At 71.7% G+C, this 14,695-nt stretch carries 13 protein-coding genes and 1 pseudogene; 9 read left to right on the top strand and 5 right to left on the bottom strand.

The window, feature by feature from the left end; genetic code table 11:
* Positions 1–31 precede the first annotated feature (31 nt).
* Positions 32–1,288, bottom strand: a complete 1,257-nt coding sequence (locus OG866_RS02395; RefSeq protein WP_329331602.1) for an acyltransferase family protein — start codon at positions 1,286–1,288, stop codon at positions 32–34.
* Positions 1,289–1,503: 215 nt separating this feature from the next.
* Between OG866_RS02395 and OG866_RS02390 the strand changes: the two genes are divergently transcribed.
* The 3 genes from OG866_RS02390 (at position 1,504) to OG866_RS02380 (ending at position 6,646) form a co-directional block, all read left to right on the top strand.
* A complete protein-coding gene (locus OG866_RS02390) occupies positions 1,504–5,223 on the top strand; it encodes an nSTAND1 domain-containing NTPase (RefSeq protein WP_329331600.1) in 3,720 nt (1,239 codons plus the stop codon).
* Between the two features lie 185 nt (positions 5,224–5,408).
* Entirely contained in the window at positions 5,409–5,933 is a 525-nt protein-coding gene (locus OG866_RS02385; protein WP_329331598.1) for a SigE family RNA polymerase sigma factor, read from the top strand.
* A complete protein-coding gene (locus OG866_RS02380) occupies positions 5,930–6,646 on the top strand; it encodes a hypothetical protein (RefSeq protein WP_329331596.1) in 717 nt (238 codons plus the stop codon). The genes OG866_RS02385 and OG866_RS02380 overlap by 4 nt, the downstream gene beginning before the upstream one ends.
* Positions 6,647–6,765: 119 nt before the next feature.
* Here the strand turns inward: OG866_RS02380 and OG866_RS02375 are convergent, their stop codons facing one another.
* Positions 6,766–7,095 carry a TfoX/Sxy family protein gene (locus tag OG866_RS02375; protein ID WP_329331594.1) on the bottom strand — a complete coding sequence of 110 codons (330 nt, stop codon included), beginning with the start codon at positions 7,093–7,095 and terminating at the stop codon, positions 6,766–6,768.
* Positions 7,096–7,300: 205 nt separating this feature from the next.
* Here OG866_RS02375 and OG866_RS02370 point away from each other — a divergent pair, with 205 nt between their 5' ends.
* From OG866_RS02370 to OG866_RS02350, 5 genes and pseudogenes are all read left to right on the top strand, one after another.
* Complete coding sequence (locus tag OG866_RS02370) at positions 7,301–8,038, top strand: flavodoxin family protein (RefSeq protein ID WP_329331593.1); 738 nt, start codon at positions 7,301–7,303, stop codon at positions 8,036–8,038.
* Positions 8,039–8,160: 122 nt separating this feature from the next.
* On the top strand, positions 8,161–8,643 hold the full coding sequence (locus OG866_RS02365; protein WP_329331591.1) for a hypothetical protein: 483 nt from the start codon (positions 8,161–8,163) through the stop codon (positions 8,641–8,643).
* Positions 8,644–8,837: 194 nt separating this feature from the next.
* Positions 8,838–9,143 (top strand): annotated as a pseudogene (locus OG866_RS02360) (SDR family oxidoreductase); the annotation flags it as partial.
* A gap of 27 nt (positions 9,144–9,170) precedes the next feature.
* The gene (locus OG866_RS02355) at positions 9,171–9,566 is read left to right on the top strand and encodes a VOC family protein (RefSeq protein ID WP_329331589.1); all 396 of its coding nucleotides are present in this window, start codon (positions 9,171–9,173) and stop codon (positions 9,564–9,566) included.
* A gap of 59 nt (positions 9,567–9,625) precedes the next feature.
* On the top strand, positions 9,626–9,934 hold the full coding sequence (locus OG866_RS02350; protein ID WP_329331587.1) for a hypothetical protein: 309 nt from the start codon (positions 9,626–9,628) through the stop codon (positions 9,932–9,934).
* Between the two features lie 13 nt (positions 9,935–9,947).
* On the opposite strand, the gene OG866_RS02345 is transcribed toward OG866_RS02350, so the two are convergent.
* The gene (locus OG866_RS02345) at positions 9,948–11,066 is read right to left on the bottom strand and encodes an FAD-dependent oxidoreductase (protein ID WP_329331585.1); all 1,119 of its coding nucleotides are present in this window, start codon (positions 11,064–11,066) and stop codon (positions 9,948–9,950) included.
* Between the two features lie 53 nt (positions 11,067–11,119).
* Between OG866_RS02345 and OG866_RS02340 the strand changes: the two genes are divergently transcribed.
* A complete protein-coding gene (locus OG866_RS02340; RefSeq protein ID WP_329331583.1) occupies positions 11,120–11,806 on the top strand; it encodes a TetR/AcrR family transcriptional regulator in 687 nt (228 codons plus the stop codon).
* Between the two features lie 25 nt (positions 11,807–11,831).
* Here OG866_RS02340 and OG866_RS02335 read toward each other — a convergent pair whose 3' ends face one another.
* Positions 11,832–12,401: a pyridoxamine 5'-phosphate oxidase family protein gene (locus tag OG866_RS02335; RefSeq protein ID WP_329331581.1), complete on the bottom strand. Its 570-nt coding sequence runs from the start codon at positions 12,399–12,401 to the stop codon at positions 11,832–11,834.
* A gap of 64 nt (positions 12,402–12,465) precedes the next feature.
* Complete coding sequence (ligA, locus tag OG866_RS02330) at positions 12,466–14,559, bottom strand: NAD-dependent DNA ligase LigA (RefSeq protein WP_329331579.1); 2,094 nt, start codon at positions 14,557–14,559, stop codon at positions 12,466–12,468.
* Positions 14,560–14,695: the final 136 nt, after the last annotated feature.

Raw genomic sequence — 14,695 nt, 5'->3', positions numbered from 1 at the left:
AGGGCCGTCACCGTCAGCGGGACGGTGAACGTCAGTCATCTCGATCAGAGACAGGCGCCGCTGGACGCCGGAGCCTTCGGCCCCAGCGCAGGCCCGGCACCTCGACGTACCGGTGGGTCAGCAGACACACGGGCAACAGCAGGACGAAGAACGCCACTTCGCGTACGACATCGTCGTGCCGTCGCCGGCCGATCGTGCCGTCGATGACCGCCAGCAGCACCGGATGCACCAGATAGACCGAGTAGCTGATCGCCCCCAGCCCGGTCAGCAGCCGCGGTAGGCGCCGGTGGCGCATCAGCAGCCCGGCGCCGAAGGTGAGCACGGCCAGCAGGAACGCGACGATCCAGCCGCGCCGGGTGAAGGGGGCGTCACCGCCGTACCCGTACGCGCTCCCCACGGCACACGCGACCACGACGACCGCGCTGCCGACCGCGTGGCGTCGGCCGGCCCGACCGTTCTCGGCGCGGTGGACAGCTGTGCCCAGGAACATCACAGCGAAGATCACCAGGCTCTCCCACAGCGGGACCGTCCCGTTCAACGCGACCAGGACAAGCGCCAACACCCCGCCCAGCACGCCCCCGAACCTCCGAAGCGCAGGGGAGCCGGCGCTCGCGCACCCGATGGCGACCGCCATGGTGATCGACGCACACGCGATGAGCGGTCCGGTGCCGACCAGGCCGGTCAGGGCGGAGGCCGGGACCGTCAGACCCGCCGCCACGCTCACGGCGGCGAGCACGGCCAGCAGGACCGACACCGCCGCGGACCGCTGGTGAAGGCGGACCGTGAAGAGGGCGACGACAAGGAGGTAGAAGGACATCTCGTAGGAGAGCGTCCACAGGACCAGCAGGAGGCTGGGTGTCCCCAACAGCTCCTGGAGCATGGTGACATGGGCGACGGCCACGGTGGCGACGCTCCGCCCGCCGAAGTCACGGATCTCCGCGACACCCAGCAGGTGGGCGGCGAGAAGCAGGACGACGACGGCCGCCCACAGCGGGTACACCCGGAAGAGCCGCCCGATCCAGAACGTCCGCACACAGCCCCGGCGTTCCAGCGACGCGGGCACGATGTAGCCGCTCACCAGGAAGAACACCATGATGCCGTAACGGCTGGTGTTGAACTGAGGCATCAACTCCCGCCGGAAGTCGGCCAAGAACGTGTACGACGAGTGGTCGAACACCACGACGAGTGCGGCGATGCCGCGCAACGCGTCCAGCCAGCCCAACCGTGACGGACCTGCCTTCGGGTGGGTGCCGGGACGGCGTTCGGTGACGGCGGGCGGAGATTCCATGCGCGGGTGTCGTCCTCTTCGGTGAGCTGTGCCGTGGGCCTGGGTGGAGCGGGGAGACACCGCTTCCGTCGACGAGTCCAGCGGGCGGCGCATTGTTCGGCAGGACCGTTCCGGCGGCCGAACAATGCGGCGGGCGGATGAGCTGTTCGGGGACCCGGGCCGTACGTGTAACGGCTGTCCGCGGTGGAGCGGGGGGCGGCCGGAGGGGGGACGGTGTGGCGGGGCGTCGTGAGCGGCCGGTGGATCCGGCGGCGGGACCGGTGCAGCGGTTCGCGTACGAGTTACGCGAGTTGAGGGCGGCGGCGGGTGGGATGACCTACCGTTCGCTGGCGCAGCGGGCGGGCTACTCGGTGAGTACGTTGTCGCAGGCCGCGGCGGGCGAGCACGTGCCGACGCTGCCGGTGGCCCTGGCCTATGCGCGGGCGTGCGGTGGGGACTTGGCGGAGTGGGAGGCCCGGTGGAGGGAAGCGGCGGAGGGAGCGGCCGGTGACGACGACGGCTCCCTCCCGCCGTACCGCGGCCTGGCGAGGTTCGAGACCGGGGACAGTGACCTCTTCTTCGGCCGGGACCGGCTCACCGCCGACCTCGTCGACCTGCTGCGCGCACGACGGTTCGCCGCCGTCTTCGGCCCCTCCGGCAGCGGCAAGTCCTCCCTGCTGCGGGCCGGTCTGATCCCCGTCCTGCGAGGCACACGCGAGCCGGGCCTGCGGCCGGCCGCGATCAGGATCCTGACGCCGGGCGAGCACCCCGTCCGCAGCCACGCCTCCCTGCTGGAACCCGCCCCCGCCGAGGCGGACACGTTCGTGATCGTCGACCAGTTCGAGGAGGTCTTCACGCTCTGCCAGGACCCGGCCGAGCGCGCACGCTTCATCGACCTGCTGCTCACCGCCCGGCAGCCCGCCGGCCGCCTGCGCGTGCTGCTGGCGGTGCGCGGCGACTTCTACGGCCGCTGCGCCGAGCACCGCGAACTGGCCGACGCCCTGCGCGACGCCACCCTCCTGGCCGGAGCGATGAGCCCGGCGGAACTACGGGCCGCCGTCGTCAAGCCGGCCACGGCCGCCGGACTGACCGTGGAACGCGCCCTCACCGCCCGGCTGACGAAGGAGGTCGCCGACGCGCCGGGCGGACTGCCGCTGCTGTCCCACGCGTTGCTGGAGACCTGGCGCCGCCGCCGCGGCAAGACACTGACCGTGGCGGGGTACGAGGCGGCCGGATGCCTGGACGGCGCGATCGCCACGACCGCCGAGAAGATCTACGACGGGTTCACCGACGACCAGGCGACCGCGGCCCGCCAGGTGCTGCTGCGCCTGGTCGCCCCCGGGGACGGCACCCCCGACACCCGTCGTCCCGTCCGGCGCGCCGAACTGCCCGGCAGCGGCCGGGACGACACGGCCGCGGTGCTGGAGGCACTCGCCCGGGCACGGCTGCTCACCCTGGACGGCGACACGGTCGAGATGGCCCACGAGGCCCTGATCACGTCGTGGCCCCGGCTGCGCGGGTGGATCGACGCGGACCGTGAACGCCTGCGGGCGCACCGGAAACTGACCGAAGCAGCCGATGTCTGGCGGGAGTTGGGCCGGGAGAAGGGCGCCCTGTACCGGGGGAGCAGACTCACCGTCGTACAGGAGCACTTCGGCGGCGCACCTTGCGGGGAACTCACCGAGCTGGAGCGGGAGTTCCTCGACGCCAGCCGTGACGACGCGCGGCGGGGCCGACGCCGGTACCGGCTGGTGCTCACCGCGGTCACCACCGCCCTGTGCCTCGCCCTCGTCGCCGCCGGCCTCGCCGTCGGGCAGTGGCGGAGCGCGGTCACCGCGCAGCACACCGCCCAGTCCCGCCAACTCGCCGCCCAGTCCCTTGCCTTGCTGGACTCGGATCCGGACCTTGCCTCCCTCCTCGCCGTGCACGCCTACCGGACCAGCCCGACCCGTGAAGCCACCGCGGCCCTGTACGCCGCCGCCGCGTCACCGCTGCGCAAGCGCCTCGCCGACGGCACCGCACCGGTGGAATCCCTCGCCCTCACCCCGGACGGACGCACCCTCGCCACCCACAGCGCGGACGGCACGGTGCGGATCTGGGAGCTGCCCGCGGGGCGGCTCCGGCACGCGTTCACCGCATCCGCCGGCGACGAAGACAGCCAGGTCGCGGCCCTCAGCCCCGACGGAAACACCCTCGCCCTCGCCGTCACCGGTGACGCAGGCGCGGCGGTCACCCTGTGGGATCCCGCGACCGGCAAGCGGCTCAGCACCTTCGGGGTACCGGACGGCGCGGTGGGCGCGCTCGCCTTCAGCCCCGACGGTCGGAGCGTGGCGGCTTCCTCCCCGGCCGTGGTACGGGTGTGGGACGTGTCCACCGGCCGTACTCGACACAGCTTCACCGGCCATCCCGACCCACAGGGGGTCGCCTTCGGCCCGGACGGCCGTACCCTCGCCGCGGTGGGCCTCGGCGGACAGGTGCGGGTGTGGGACCTGGCCACCGGCCGCACCCGTACCTCACGGGACAGCCGGATCGCGGGCAGCGCGGTGGCGCTCGGCCCCGACGGTCAGACGTACGCGGTCGCTCGGACCGACGGTTCGGTGCAGGTGCGGGACACGGCCACCGCCGCCGTCCGGCGCACCATCGAAGATGTCCCCGTGGCGCTGAACGGACTGCGCTACAGCGGAGACGGGCGGACCCTCGCACTCTCCGGCCCGGGCGGCACGGTCCGCCTGTGGGACACCGTCTCCGGTACGGCGATCGGCACCGTGACCGCCGGTCACCACGGCCGGGGGGCCATGACGGTGGCCCTCGACGCGGCCGGCCACACCCTCGTGACCAGCAGCAACGTGGACCCCGCCGCCCGCGTTCACAGTCTGTCCGCCGACCGCCCGCGGATCACGCTGGTGGGCCCCACCGGCACGTACCTCACCGGCCTGGCCTTCAGCCGGGACGGAGGCATGGTGTCCGCGGTCGGTCAAGGGCCGCCGGGGCGTGGGGCCGTACGCCTGTGGGACGCCCGGACCGGCGATGTCGAAGCCACCCTGGCGTCGGCAGCCGAAGCCGGTCCGGAGATCGGTGGACGGCAGTTGCCCTTCGTGGTTTCCCGCCTCGCGGCGGTGGGCTTCAATCCCGCCGGGCGTGCCCTGGTGGCTCGGGAGGGCAAGGACGAGGTGGGCAAGGACGAGGTGGTCGAGGTCCGGGACCTCGCCACGGGCCGCCTGCACCGAAGCCGGGCCGTGGACGCCGCCGACACGGCGGCCTTCAGCCCCGACGGGACCCGCCTCGCCTTCGTCGGCGCGCAGGGCGCGGTGCGGATCTGGCACCTTTCGACCGGCGAGGTGCACACCGTCCACTCCGCCCACGGCGAGTCCGTGCGGGAGCTGGTGTACGCCCCGGACGGCCGCACCCTCGCGGTCGTGGGCGTCGAGGCCGACGGCGATCAGGTCACCCTGCTCGACCCCGCGACCGGCCGCACGCGGCGCACGCTCCAGCCGGGCCTCCGCAGCCCGCTGTCCCTCGCGTTCAGCCCGGACGGACGCTCCCTCGCCGCCGTCGGCACGAGCAACGGCCTGGTGAAGACGTGGGACGCGCGGACCGGTGATCCCGTGGCCGACTTCAGCGTCGGCGAAGGCGTGACATCGCCGGCGTACAGCCCCGACGGACGCACCCTGGCCGTGAGCACCGTGAGCGGAGTCCAGCTCTGGGACCTCGCCACCGCCCAGAAGAGAGGCACCCTGCCGACCCGCTCGCCCGCGGCGATGGCGTTCAGCCCGGACGGCCGCACCCTGGCGATCGCCACGGACACCTCCGTGGGCCTGTGGACCGTCGGCCTGCCCGACCCGGCCCACGCCGTCCGCACCCTCTGCGAGACCGTCGACAGACCCCTCACCACCCTCGAACGGTCCCGCTACCCCGACGCCCGGTTGCCCGACGCGTGCAACCCGAGCCGTCCGTGAGGGGTGTTACTGGGGAGGACATCGTGCGCGCCCCGACCAGCGCGCGCAGGGGAAGGAATCGGGGGTGAACCGGGGTGCGTGTGATGACCAGCCCTATGCCCATCGCCTCGCGCGCAGAGGCACCGGGGGACGATGAGGAAAAGGCTCGCGCGGATGACACGTATGACGCGCATGACGCGTACGACATGGGGGACTTCGAGACGTACGCGGCGGTGCGGTGGCCGCGGCTGCTGCGTACGGCGTATCTGCTGACGAACGGGGACCATCACGAGGCGGAGGACCTCGTCCAGGTGACGCTGGCGAAGGTGTATCTGCGCTGGCACCACATACGCACGCTGGACGCGCCCGATCAGTACGTGCGGCGCGCGCTGATCAACAACAACACGACCCGGCAGCGCAAACGGCGGGTCGTGCAACTCCTCACCCCCCACCTGCCTGAGCAGCGTGGTCCGTCGGGATGCGAGAACTACGAGACGCGCTCGGAGCTGTTCGACGCGCTCGCCACGTTGCCGCCCCGTCAGCGGGCCATCGTCGTGCTCCGCTACTGGGAGTGCCTGAGCGAACAGCAGACGGCGGACCTCCTCGGCTGCTCCGTCGGCACCGTGAAGAGCCAGGCCAGCCGGGCGCTGAAGAAACTGCGTTCGAGCGCGGCGCTGGCCGACTACGCCGGCGGGACGCCGCACACGGAACAGGAGGGACCCCGGACATGAGTACCGACATCTCACCGCAGCCGCCGTCCCCTGAACTCTGGCAGGTACTGGACGAGGCCGCACGAGGCTGCGCCCCCACGGTGTTCCCGCGTGACCGAGTCGTACGCCGGGCCAGGCTCATCAAGCGGCGCCGCAGGCTGGTGACCGGCACCCTGGCCATCGCCCTGCTGACCCCGCCGGCCATCAGTCTGGCCCTGCCGCGCGAGGCCACGCACTCGCCCGCCGTCACCAGCACCCGGGCACCCACGCCCGGCCCCTCCGTCTCCCGCGATCCGGCCGACGACCGCTCGCCGGTACGTGTCGTGCGCCCCGGGGAGCGGATCGAAGCGGGACTCGGCGTCTGGTACATGCTCAAGAAGCGGGAGTACTGCGACGCGAACCCGGCCGACGAGGAGCCCATTTGTGTGGGGTACCTGGATGTGAACCAGCCGGGTGCCGTACCGATGACCTTCAACACGCATCCCCTGGAGAAGGGGATGGTGTACGTCTTCGCGTACACCGGGAAGACGCCTGCCGCCCGCATCACGATGACGGAGGACGGCCGCACCACCGTCCTCCCCATCGTGCGGCTGGCCGGCCGTCCGGCCTATGTGAGTTCGTACGCGGTCGGTGCGCCGCAACCCGCCGACGCGAGCCAAGGGCTGCTCGGCGACGCGCAGTTCCGTGTGTACGGCGCCGACGGGAAGGAACTGGCCAGGATGGGGGGACGATGAGCGGAGTACTGAGCGGCTGACGGCCGTAGGGGATCGGCGGCGTGGCGTGCGGGGCACAAAGGACCACGCGGACCACACAGGCCACGCGGACCACACGGCGTCGATCCCTGTGCGGCGGCCTACTTGGGCGGCAGGCTCGCGGCGAAGGCGTGTCCCTCGTCGAGCCATGCGCCGAGCGCGTCGTCCTCCACGACCGCGCCGCCGTCCACCACGACCCAGCCGCGCATCGGGCGGCCGGTCATGTCGAAGACGCGCGTGCCCGGCCGGGCGAGGGCCGCGTCCGACGCGTCGGGGCCGACCCGGACCATGAGGTCGTCGCCGGTGACGCCGACGGCCATGTTGCCGCGGTACAGGAACGCCACCCCGCCGAACATGTGCTTCTCGGTGATCTCGGGGTCCGCCGCCCAGCGCTCCAGGATCCGCTGCGCGAGCCCTTCGTCGTACGCCATCGTCGCTCACCTCAGGAAATACGCCGTACGGGTCCTCGGTCCCGCTCGGGCGGCAGCGGGACAACCCGCTCGGACGTCACGTCGATCGTCATGACTCCAGCTTCCGTCGCCACGTGCGCGGCCACCACCTGGTGAACGGCGGAGTTCCGGCTTTCCGGCCGCGCGTGACCGGGACAAAACGGAACACTCGCGAGAAGCTGCCCTCATGACAACCGAAGCCGCGCCCGACGCCGACGCCTCGTACCACTTCGACGACCTGACCGCCCTGTTCATCAACTGCACCCTCAAACCGTCCCCGCAGCTCAGCCACACTCAAGGGCTGATCGACAAGAGCGCGGAGATCATGATGGCGCGGGGGGTCACCACATCCGAGATCCGTGCCGTCGACCACGACATCGCTCCCGGTGTCTACCCGGACATGACCGAGCACGGTTTCGCCACCGACGAGTGGCCCGCACTGTACGAGCGGGTGATGGCCGCGGACATCCTGGTCGTCGCCGGCCCGATCTGGCTCGGCGACAACAGCTCGGTGACCAAGCGAGTGATCGAGCGCCTCTACGCCTGCTCCAGCATCCTCAACCCACAAGGCCAGTACGCCTATTACGGCCGCGTCGGCGGCTGTCTGATCACCGGCAACGAGGACGGCGTGAAGCACTGCGCGATGAACGTCCTCTACAGCCTCCAGCACCTCGGCTACACGATCCCGCCCCAGGCCGACGCCGGCTGGATCGGACCGGCCGGCCCGGGACCGTCGTACCTCGACGCCGGTTCGGGCGGCCCGGAGAACGACTTCACCAACCGCAACGCGTCCTTCATGACCTGGAACCTCATGCACACCGCCGCCCTGCTGAAGCGGGCGGGCGGCGTTCCCGCGTACGGCAACCAGCGCTCCCAGTGGGACGCGGGCTGCCGCCCGGGAGCGGAGAACCCCGAACACCGCTGAGGGACCGGGCCGACGGCCGGGACGGCGCGCCGCGGGGCGTTGCCGTCCGGGCGCCTCGGCGGGCGTGGGCGACAGGACGGGGCCGCCGTGGTGCGGGAGCAGAGACCGGGGATACTTTCGCGGTGCTGTTGAAATGGATCGCCGAGGTGGCGGACGAGGCCTTGGTGTTGGATCCCGCTGACCGGCGTCTGGAGTCGGCGACCAACACCTGGTGGCTGAGCGCGGAGGTCGAGGACAGGAGGTCGCTGTCCGTGTCCGACGTGGTGGCCGCGTTCGGGCGGACGGCTTCCGCTGTCCGGGCCCGCGTCCGTGAGCTGGGATTCTCCGGCGTGGCGACGTTCTATGTGTGGCACGACGAGCAGGCGGGGCAGCTCAGGTGCTCGACGGGCTCGGTGGCCCCGGACGCGTTGCCGTTCGGCGGCGCCTATGAGCCGTCCGCTGAACTTGGGCCGATCGTGGAGAGATTCCTGGCCGACGCGGAGCCCGGGGTCGTCTCCCGGGCGGAGTTGGACGGTGCGGGGGATCAGGCGGCGCACGTGCCGGTTCGTGTGTGGGTGTGCGGCGTGGGCGCGGTGCTCCCGGGTGAGAATCGGGCACCCGCGTGAGTTCATCGTGGTACCGGGAGGTTGATCAGTGCCAGTTCGGCCGGGTCGGCCACGACGGTGATGGCGGCGATCCGACCGTTTCGGACGGCGAAGGCGAGGACGGCCGGCGGGAGTGTCGACGGTCAGTCTCACCTCGGGGTCGAGGATGCGCAGCAACTCCTCGAAGTCGCCGTGGCGTGCCGCCGTGAGGAAGGATCGCCCGCCTCGGCGTCCCGCTCGGCGCGCTCTACCGCTCCACCAAGGGGGCCATGGAGACGCTCACCCGGGCCTGGGCCGCGGAGTTCGGCCCGATGGGGGTCCGCGTGAACGCCGTCTCTCCGGGCGTGGTCCTGCCCCGGCCCCTGAGGGCGGCGAGCGCCACCCGGGCGGCCTTCGTGCACGGGACCGTGGTGGACGTCGACGGGGGCAGGGCGAGGGCCGCGGTCATCAGGACGAAGGCGCCCCGCCGAACAGGCCCGAAACCCTGGCCGGCTGTCCGGACACCTTGCCCCCTACGCTGAGCCCCGTCCTTACTATCGGGGAGAGTCATGACAAGTAGGTTCACCGAGTTGGCCGTTGACTGCCACGATCCGGAGAGACTCGCGGCCTTCTGGTGCGAGGTCCTGGACTTCAAGGTGATCGAGCGGAGCGAGGGCAAGGTCGAGATCGGTTCCTGGGTGCCGACCGTCGAGGAGGTCCGGGCCCGTCAGATGCCGCCCACCGTGCTGTTCGTCCAGGTGCCCGAGGGCAGGACCGTGAAGAACCGGCTTCACCTCGACGTCAGCCCGATCGACCGCAGCACCGAGGACGAGGTGGCCAGACTGCTCGGCCTCGGCGCCACCAAGGCGGACGTGGGCCAAGGCCCGGACCGCGGCTGGGTGGTCATGGCGGACCCGGAGGGCAACGAGTTCTGCGTCCTTCGCACCCTGGCGCCGCAGAACTAGCCGGCGACCAGGGGGCGTTCGTGGCGACAGACGCGGAGTGGGCTCGTATACGGCGCGGGTTGCGCTTCGGGCAGGTCTTCGAAGGCACCGTCGTGCAGGTTCCTCGGCCCGGTGCGATCGGGATCTTCGTGGACATCGGTCTGAGCGTCGGAGGCTTCGTCGACGCCCTGTTGCTTCCGATGGAGAGCGATGACTGGCCGATGGAAGGTACGGTCGCCGACTTCGAGATCTGGTGGGCCGACAGCCGTCAGCAGATTCGGCTGAAGCCGTGCGACTCCCGGTATTTGCGGGACGACTTCACGGACTTCATGGGATGGTTCCGCCCTGACTGGCCGTCTCGGATCGGTCAGCCGATTCCGGAGCCATAGCCTGGCGGCGCGGTCAGGACGGCTGGACCTGGTCGAAGAGCGCGAGGGCGTTGGCGGGGTCCGGACTCACGAGGCGTTCCAGGCCGGACATCGTGATCTTCGCCCACCTCCCGGCCCGTGCCCACATCTTTTCCTCGAAGGCGCGGACCGTCTTGTCCAGATCGCCGGGACCGGTGGCGATGGCCTCGGCGAGTTCGGCCCCTTCCAGCATCGCGAGGTTCGCGCCCGCCCCCAACGGAGGCATCAGGTGGGCGGCGTCGCCCATGAGCGTCACACCGGGGACGTGGGTCCAGGTGTGGGACTCGGGCAGGACGTAGAGGGGGCGGTGGATGAAGGCCGTGCCGTGCCGGAGGAGGTCGAGGACGGGTGCGGCCCAGCCGTCGAACAACGCCAGCAGGTTCGAGCGCATGCCTTCCACGTCCGCCGGGTCGAGGTGGGTGTGCCCGTCCAGCGGCGTACGGAACTGGGCGTTCACCTTGACGTGGCCGCCGCTGTTGCGCTGGGCGACGAGGCCGCGGTTCACGCCGTACACCGCCATGGAACCCTCGCCGATCAGCTGGGCCAGGTCGGGGTGGCGGGTGTCGATGTCGTCGAGGGAGGTCTCGACCGAGGTGACGCCGGTGTAGTGCGGCGTCACCGGCGAGACGGCCGGACGGGTCCGGGACCAGGCGCCGTCCGCGCCGACCACGAGGTCGAACGCCTCCTGCCGTCCGTCCGCGAAATGGACCGTCGCGCCGTCCCGGCTCCCCGGCACCACCTCTGTCACGTCCTGGCCCCAATGGACGTCCAGCGGGCCGAGGAGCAGGTCACGGAGTTGCCCTCGGTCGATCTCGGGATTGGCCCGGTCGTCCGGACGGGACCGCCAGTCGCGCAGGACGGTCCCGTCCGTGTCCAGGATGCGCATGGCCTGTCCCTCGGGGCGGGACAGCGTCTCGAACTCCGCCAGCAGCCCCGCCTTGTCCAGCGCGAGCTGGCCCATCCCCTCGTGCAGGTCCAGCGTGCCGCCCGGGGGCCGGGCCGCGCGGGAGGGATCGCGTTCGAGGACGGTGACCGGATGGCCGTGGCGGTGCAGGACACGGGCGAAGGTGAGGCCGGCGGGACCGCTCCCGACCACGGCGATGCGATGTCTCATGTCGATACACTGTATCGATCCGATACGACGCATCGCAACAGTACGATGTGAACATGACTGTCTGGGACCGGCCGGAGCCGCCGACTCGCCCCGTGCCGCTCGACCGGGAGCGGATCGTCGCCGCCGCCGTCGCGCTCGCCGACGAGGGCGGTCTCGAAGCGGTGTCGCTGCGCAAGGTGGCCGCCCGGCTGAACGCCGGCCCGATGCGGCTGTACGGCTTCATCTCCACCAAGGAAGAACTGTTCGACCTCATGGTGGACGAGGTCCAGGCCGAGATCCTCCCCGAGGAGCAGCCCGGCGACTGGCGGGAGGCGCTCCGTGTGCTCGCCCATCGCACCAGGAAGGCCGCCCTCCGTCACGAATGGCTGGCCGACCTGCTCGGCGGCCGTCCGAGCCTGGGCCCCCACGGCCTCGCCGTGACGGAGGCCAAACTGGCGGCCCTCGACGGTCTCGTCGACATCGACACGGCCGTGCGCGCCACGGAGACGGTCGGCGCCTATACCACCGGCGCGATCAGGCGCGAGATCGCCAACCTGCGGGCCGAGCGTGCCACGGGCCTGTCCAAGCACGACTGGCGACGCGCCTCCGGCCCGCATGTGACGAGGATGTTGGCCACCGGCCGCTTCCCGGCGCTGGCCAAGGCTGTGCACGAGGGCACGGACGTGGACACCGAGACATCCTTCGCGACCGGCCTGGACTGGGTCCTCGACGCCGTGGCCGCGAGACTCGGCCAGCCTTGATCACCCGAAGAGCCGCCGTAGGCGGTCAGCCCGACTTCTTGGCGAGATCGGCGAGGAACCGCGGCACCCGGCCGGCGCCGAAGTCGTAGAACCGTGCCCACCGCGGCTCAAACGCGATACGGGCCATCCGGTCGTACAGAGCCCGGCAGTTCCGCTCGAACTCGGCCGCGGACTCCGCGTCGAAGTTCTTCCGCGCGGCCGCGAGGTACTCCGGAACCACCCCGTCGACGATCGTGAGGTGCACGACGCCACGTAGCGACAGTGTCCTGGCCGAGCCGGGGCTGTCGCCGGCGTCGATGGTCAGGGCGACCTCGGGGCGGGCGGACAGCGCTCTCACCTTGGGCGCCGTGGCAGCGGTGGACATGATGATCTCGTCGCCGGTCCAGTAGATCCCGATCGGGATGACGCGGGGCAGCCCGTCGAGTCCGTTGTAGGCGAGCCGCGCCATGGACGCCCGGCTCAACAGCTCGTGGGCGTCGGCCAGCTCCTGTGCGATCTGCTCGGGGTCCATGACTCCTGGTCCTCCACTGTCGTGCGGCCGCTCGTGGCCGCTGTGTTCCTGGGACGGAGACGCCTCGTCGTTCTCGACATCCATGGCCGACTCGCGGTCGACCCGGCCACGGAGAGCGCGCGGGCCGGGTGCGGGCCTGCGGCGCGGGTCAGTCGAGGAAGTCGGCGACGAGTGCGGCGAACTCCTCCGGTCCGGCCAGGCGGATGCCGAGGTTTTCGGCCTTGGCGCGCTTGGAGCCCGCGCTGTCCCCGGCGACGACCAGGGAGGTCTTCTTGGAGACACTGGAGGAGGAGCGGCCTCCGGCTCGCTCGATGAGCTCGTTCATCTGGTTGCGCGAGAGCTTCTCCAGAGCGCCGGTCATCGAGCCGGTGACGACGACGGTCATCCCGGCCAGCGGCAGATCCGTCGTCGCGGCTGCCCCGGACGCGTCGGTGCCGTCGCCGTCGACGTCGGCCGGGGGCGGCGGGGTGGCGCCGGGTTCGGTCATGTTGACCCCGGCCGCGACGAGTCTGTCGATGAGCGGGGCCAGTTCGGTGAGCTCGGCGACGATGGACGGGGCCTTCTCGGTGCCGATGCCGTCGACCCGCTGCATCGCTTCGGTGTCGGCGGCCCGGATGTTGTCCATGGTGGCGAAGCGCCGGGCGATCCGCCGGGACATGGACCGGCCGGTGCCCCGCACCCCCAGCGCGCACAACACCCGCGACAGCGGCTGGGCCTTCGCCGCGGTCAGCGCGGCCAGGAGGTTGTCGGTGCTGGTCTCGCCCATCCGGTCCAGGGCCAGCAACTGGTCGCGGGTCAGGGCGAACAGGTCGGCGAGGTCGGCGACCAGACCGGCCTCGACCAGCTGGACGACCCGGGTGTGGCCGAGGCCCTCGATATCGAGCTGGTCGCGGCCGGCGGCGTAGGACAGCGAGGCGACCAGGTGGCAGTTGCGGCCGTTGGTGCAGCGCCAGCGCTGCTCGCTGGTGTCGATGTCCGACCCGCAGCGCGGGCACACCTCGGGGAAGACGATGGGCTGCTCGTCGCCGGTGCGCAGATGGGCGACGGGGGCTTCGACGCGGGGGATGACGTCACCGGCGCGGTAGACCATGACGTGGTCGCCCAGGCGCAGGTCACGGCGGGTGATGTCGGCGGGGTTGTGGAGGGTGGCGTAGGTGATGGTGGAGCCGTCGATCTCCACCGGTTCCAGGACCGCGCGCGGGGCGATGATGCCGGTGCGGCCCACGTTCCACTCCACCTCCAGCAGACGGGTGATCTTCTCCAGGGCCGGGAGCTTGTAGGCGATCGCCCAGCGCGGGGCACGGGTGCCGGATCCGGCGGCCAGCTGGTCGGCGGCCGGGTCGGCCTTGATGACGACGCCGTCGATCCCGAACGGCAGTTCGGTGCGCAACGCGGCGATCTCCGCCACCCGGGTCAGGACCTGCTCGACGCCGTCGGCGACGGTACCGGGCACCGCGGTCGACGCGGTGGTGTTCACCCCCAACTCGGCGGCCCGAGCCATCAGTTGGCTGTGCGCGCTCTCGCCGAGCCGCTCGGCGAGAGCGGCGTCGGTGTCGGGCAGGGGGAGCAGGCCGTACCCGAAGAACGTCATCGGGACGGTGTAGGCGCGGTCCTTGGCGCGCAGGGTGCCGGCCGCGGCGTTGCGCGGGTTGGCGAACGGCTGCCCGCCGTGGCCCGTGCGCACGTCGTTGGCGTGCTCGAACTGCGCGGTCGTCATCAGGATCTCGCCGCGGACCTCCACGGTCACCGGCTCCGACAGTGTGCCGGGCAGGCCCTCGATGGTGCCGATCGCGTGACTGACGTCCTCTCCGGCCGTCCCGTCCCCGCGGGTGACCAGCTGTCTCAGTCGGCCGCGGGAGTAACGGGCGGCGACCGCCAGCCCGTCGAGCTTCGGCTCGATGCTGAACGAGGTGACGTCGTGGCCGACGCGGCGCGCCAACGAGGCGGCCCAGGTGGTGAACTCCTCGGCGGAGAAGACGTTGTCCAGGCTGAGCATCGGCACCGTGTGCGGCACATCCCCCTCCACGGCGCCGCCGGCGACCTTGCCCGAGGGGGAGTCCGGCAGCACCTGGCCGGGATGGTCGGCCTCCCACTGCGCGATGCCGCGCACCAGCCGGTCGTAGACGTCGTCGTCCAGGGGCGAGGTGCCGCCCCCGTAATAGGCGGCCGCGGCCTTCACGGCGTCCTCGACCGCCTGCGCATAGGCGGCGGCATCCACGATCTGTGCAGCTGGTGTCGTCATGACCGCCATCCTGCCTGCCACCACTGACAATGCCGGCCGCTCCTACCGGGGCGCGCGAGCGCGGGGCGATCGGTCAGCAACGTCGGAGAGGCGCTGTGAGGCGCGGCCGACACACGAGATAGGGTCGCGCGGGCCG

Source organism: Streptomyces sp. NBC_00663, from assembly GCF_036226885.1.
Taxonomy (GTDB): domain Bacteria; phylum Actinomycetota; class Actinomycetes; order Streptomycetales; family Streptomycetaceae; genus Streptomyces.
The sequence above is the reverse complement of the archived record's forward strand: the minus strand, read 5'-3'. Positions and strand labels throughout refer to the sequence as shown.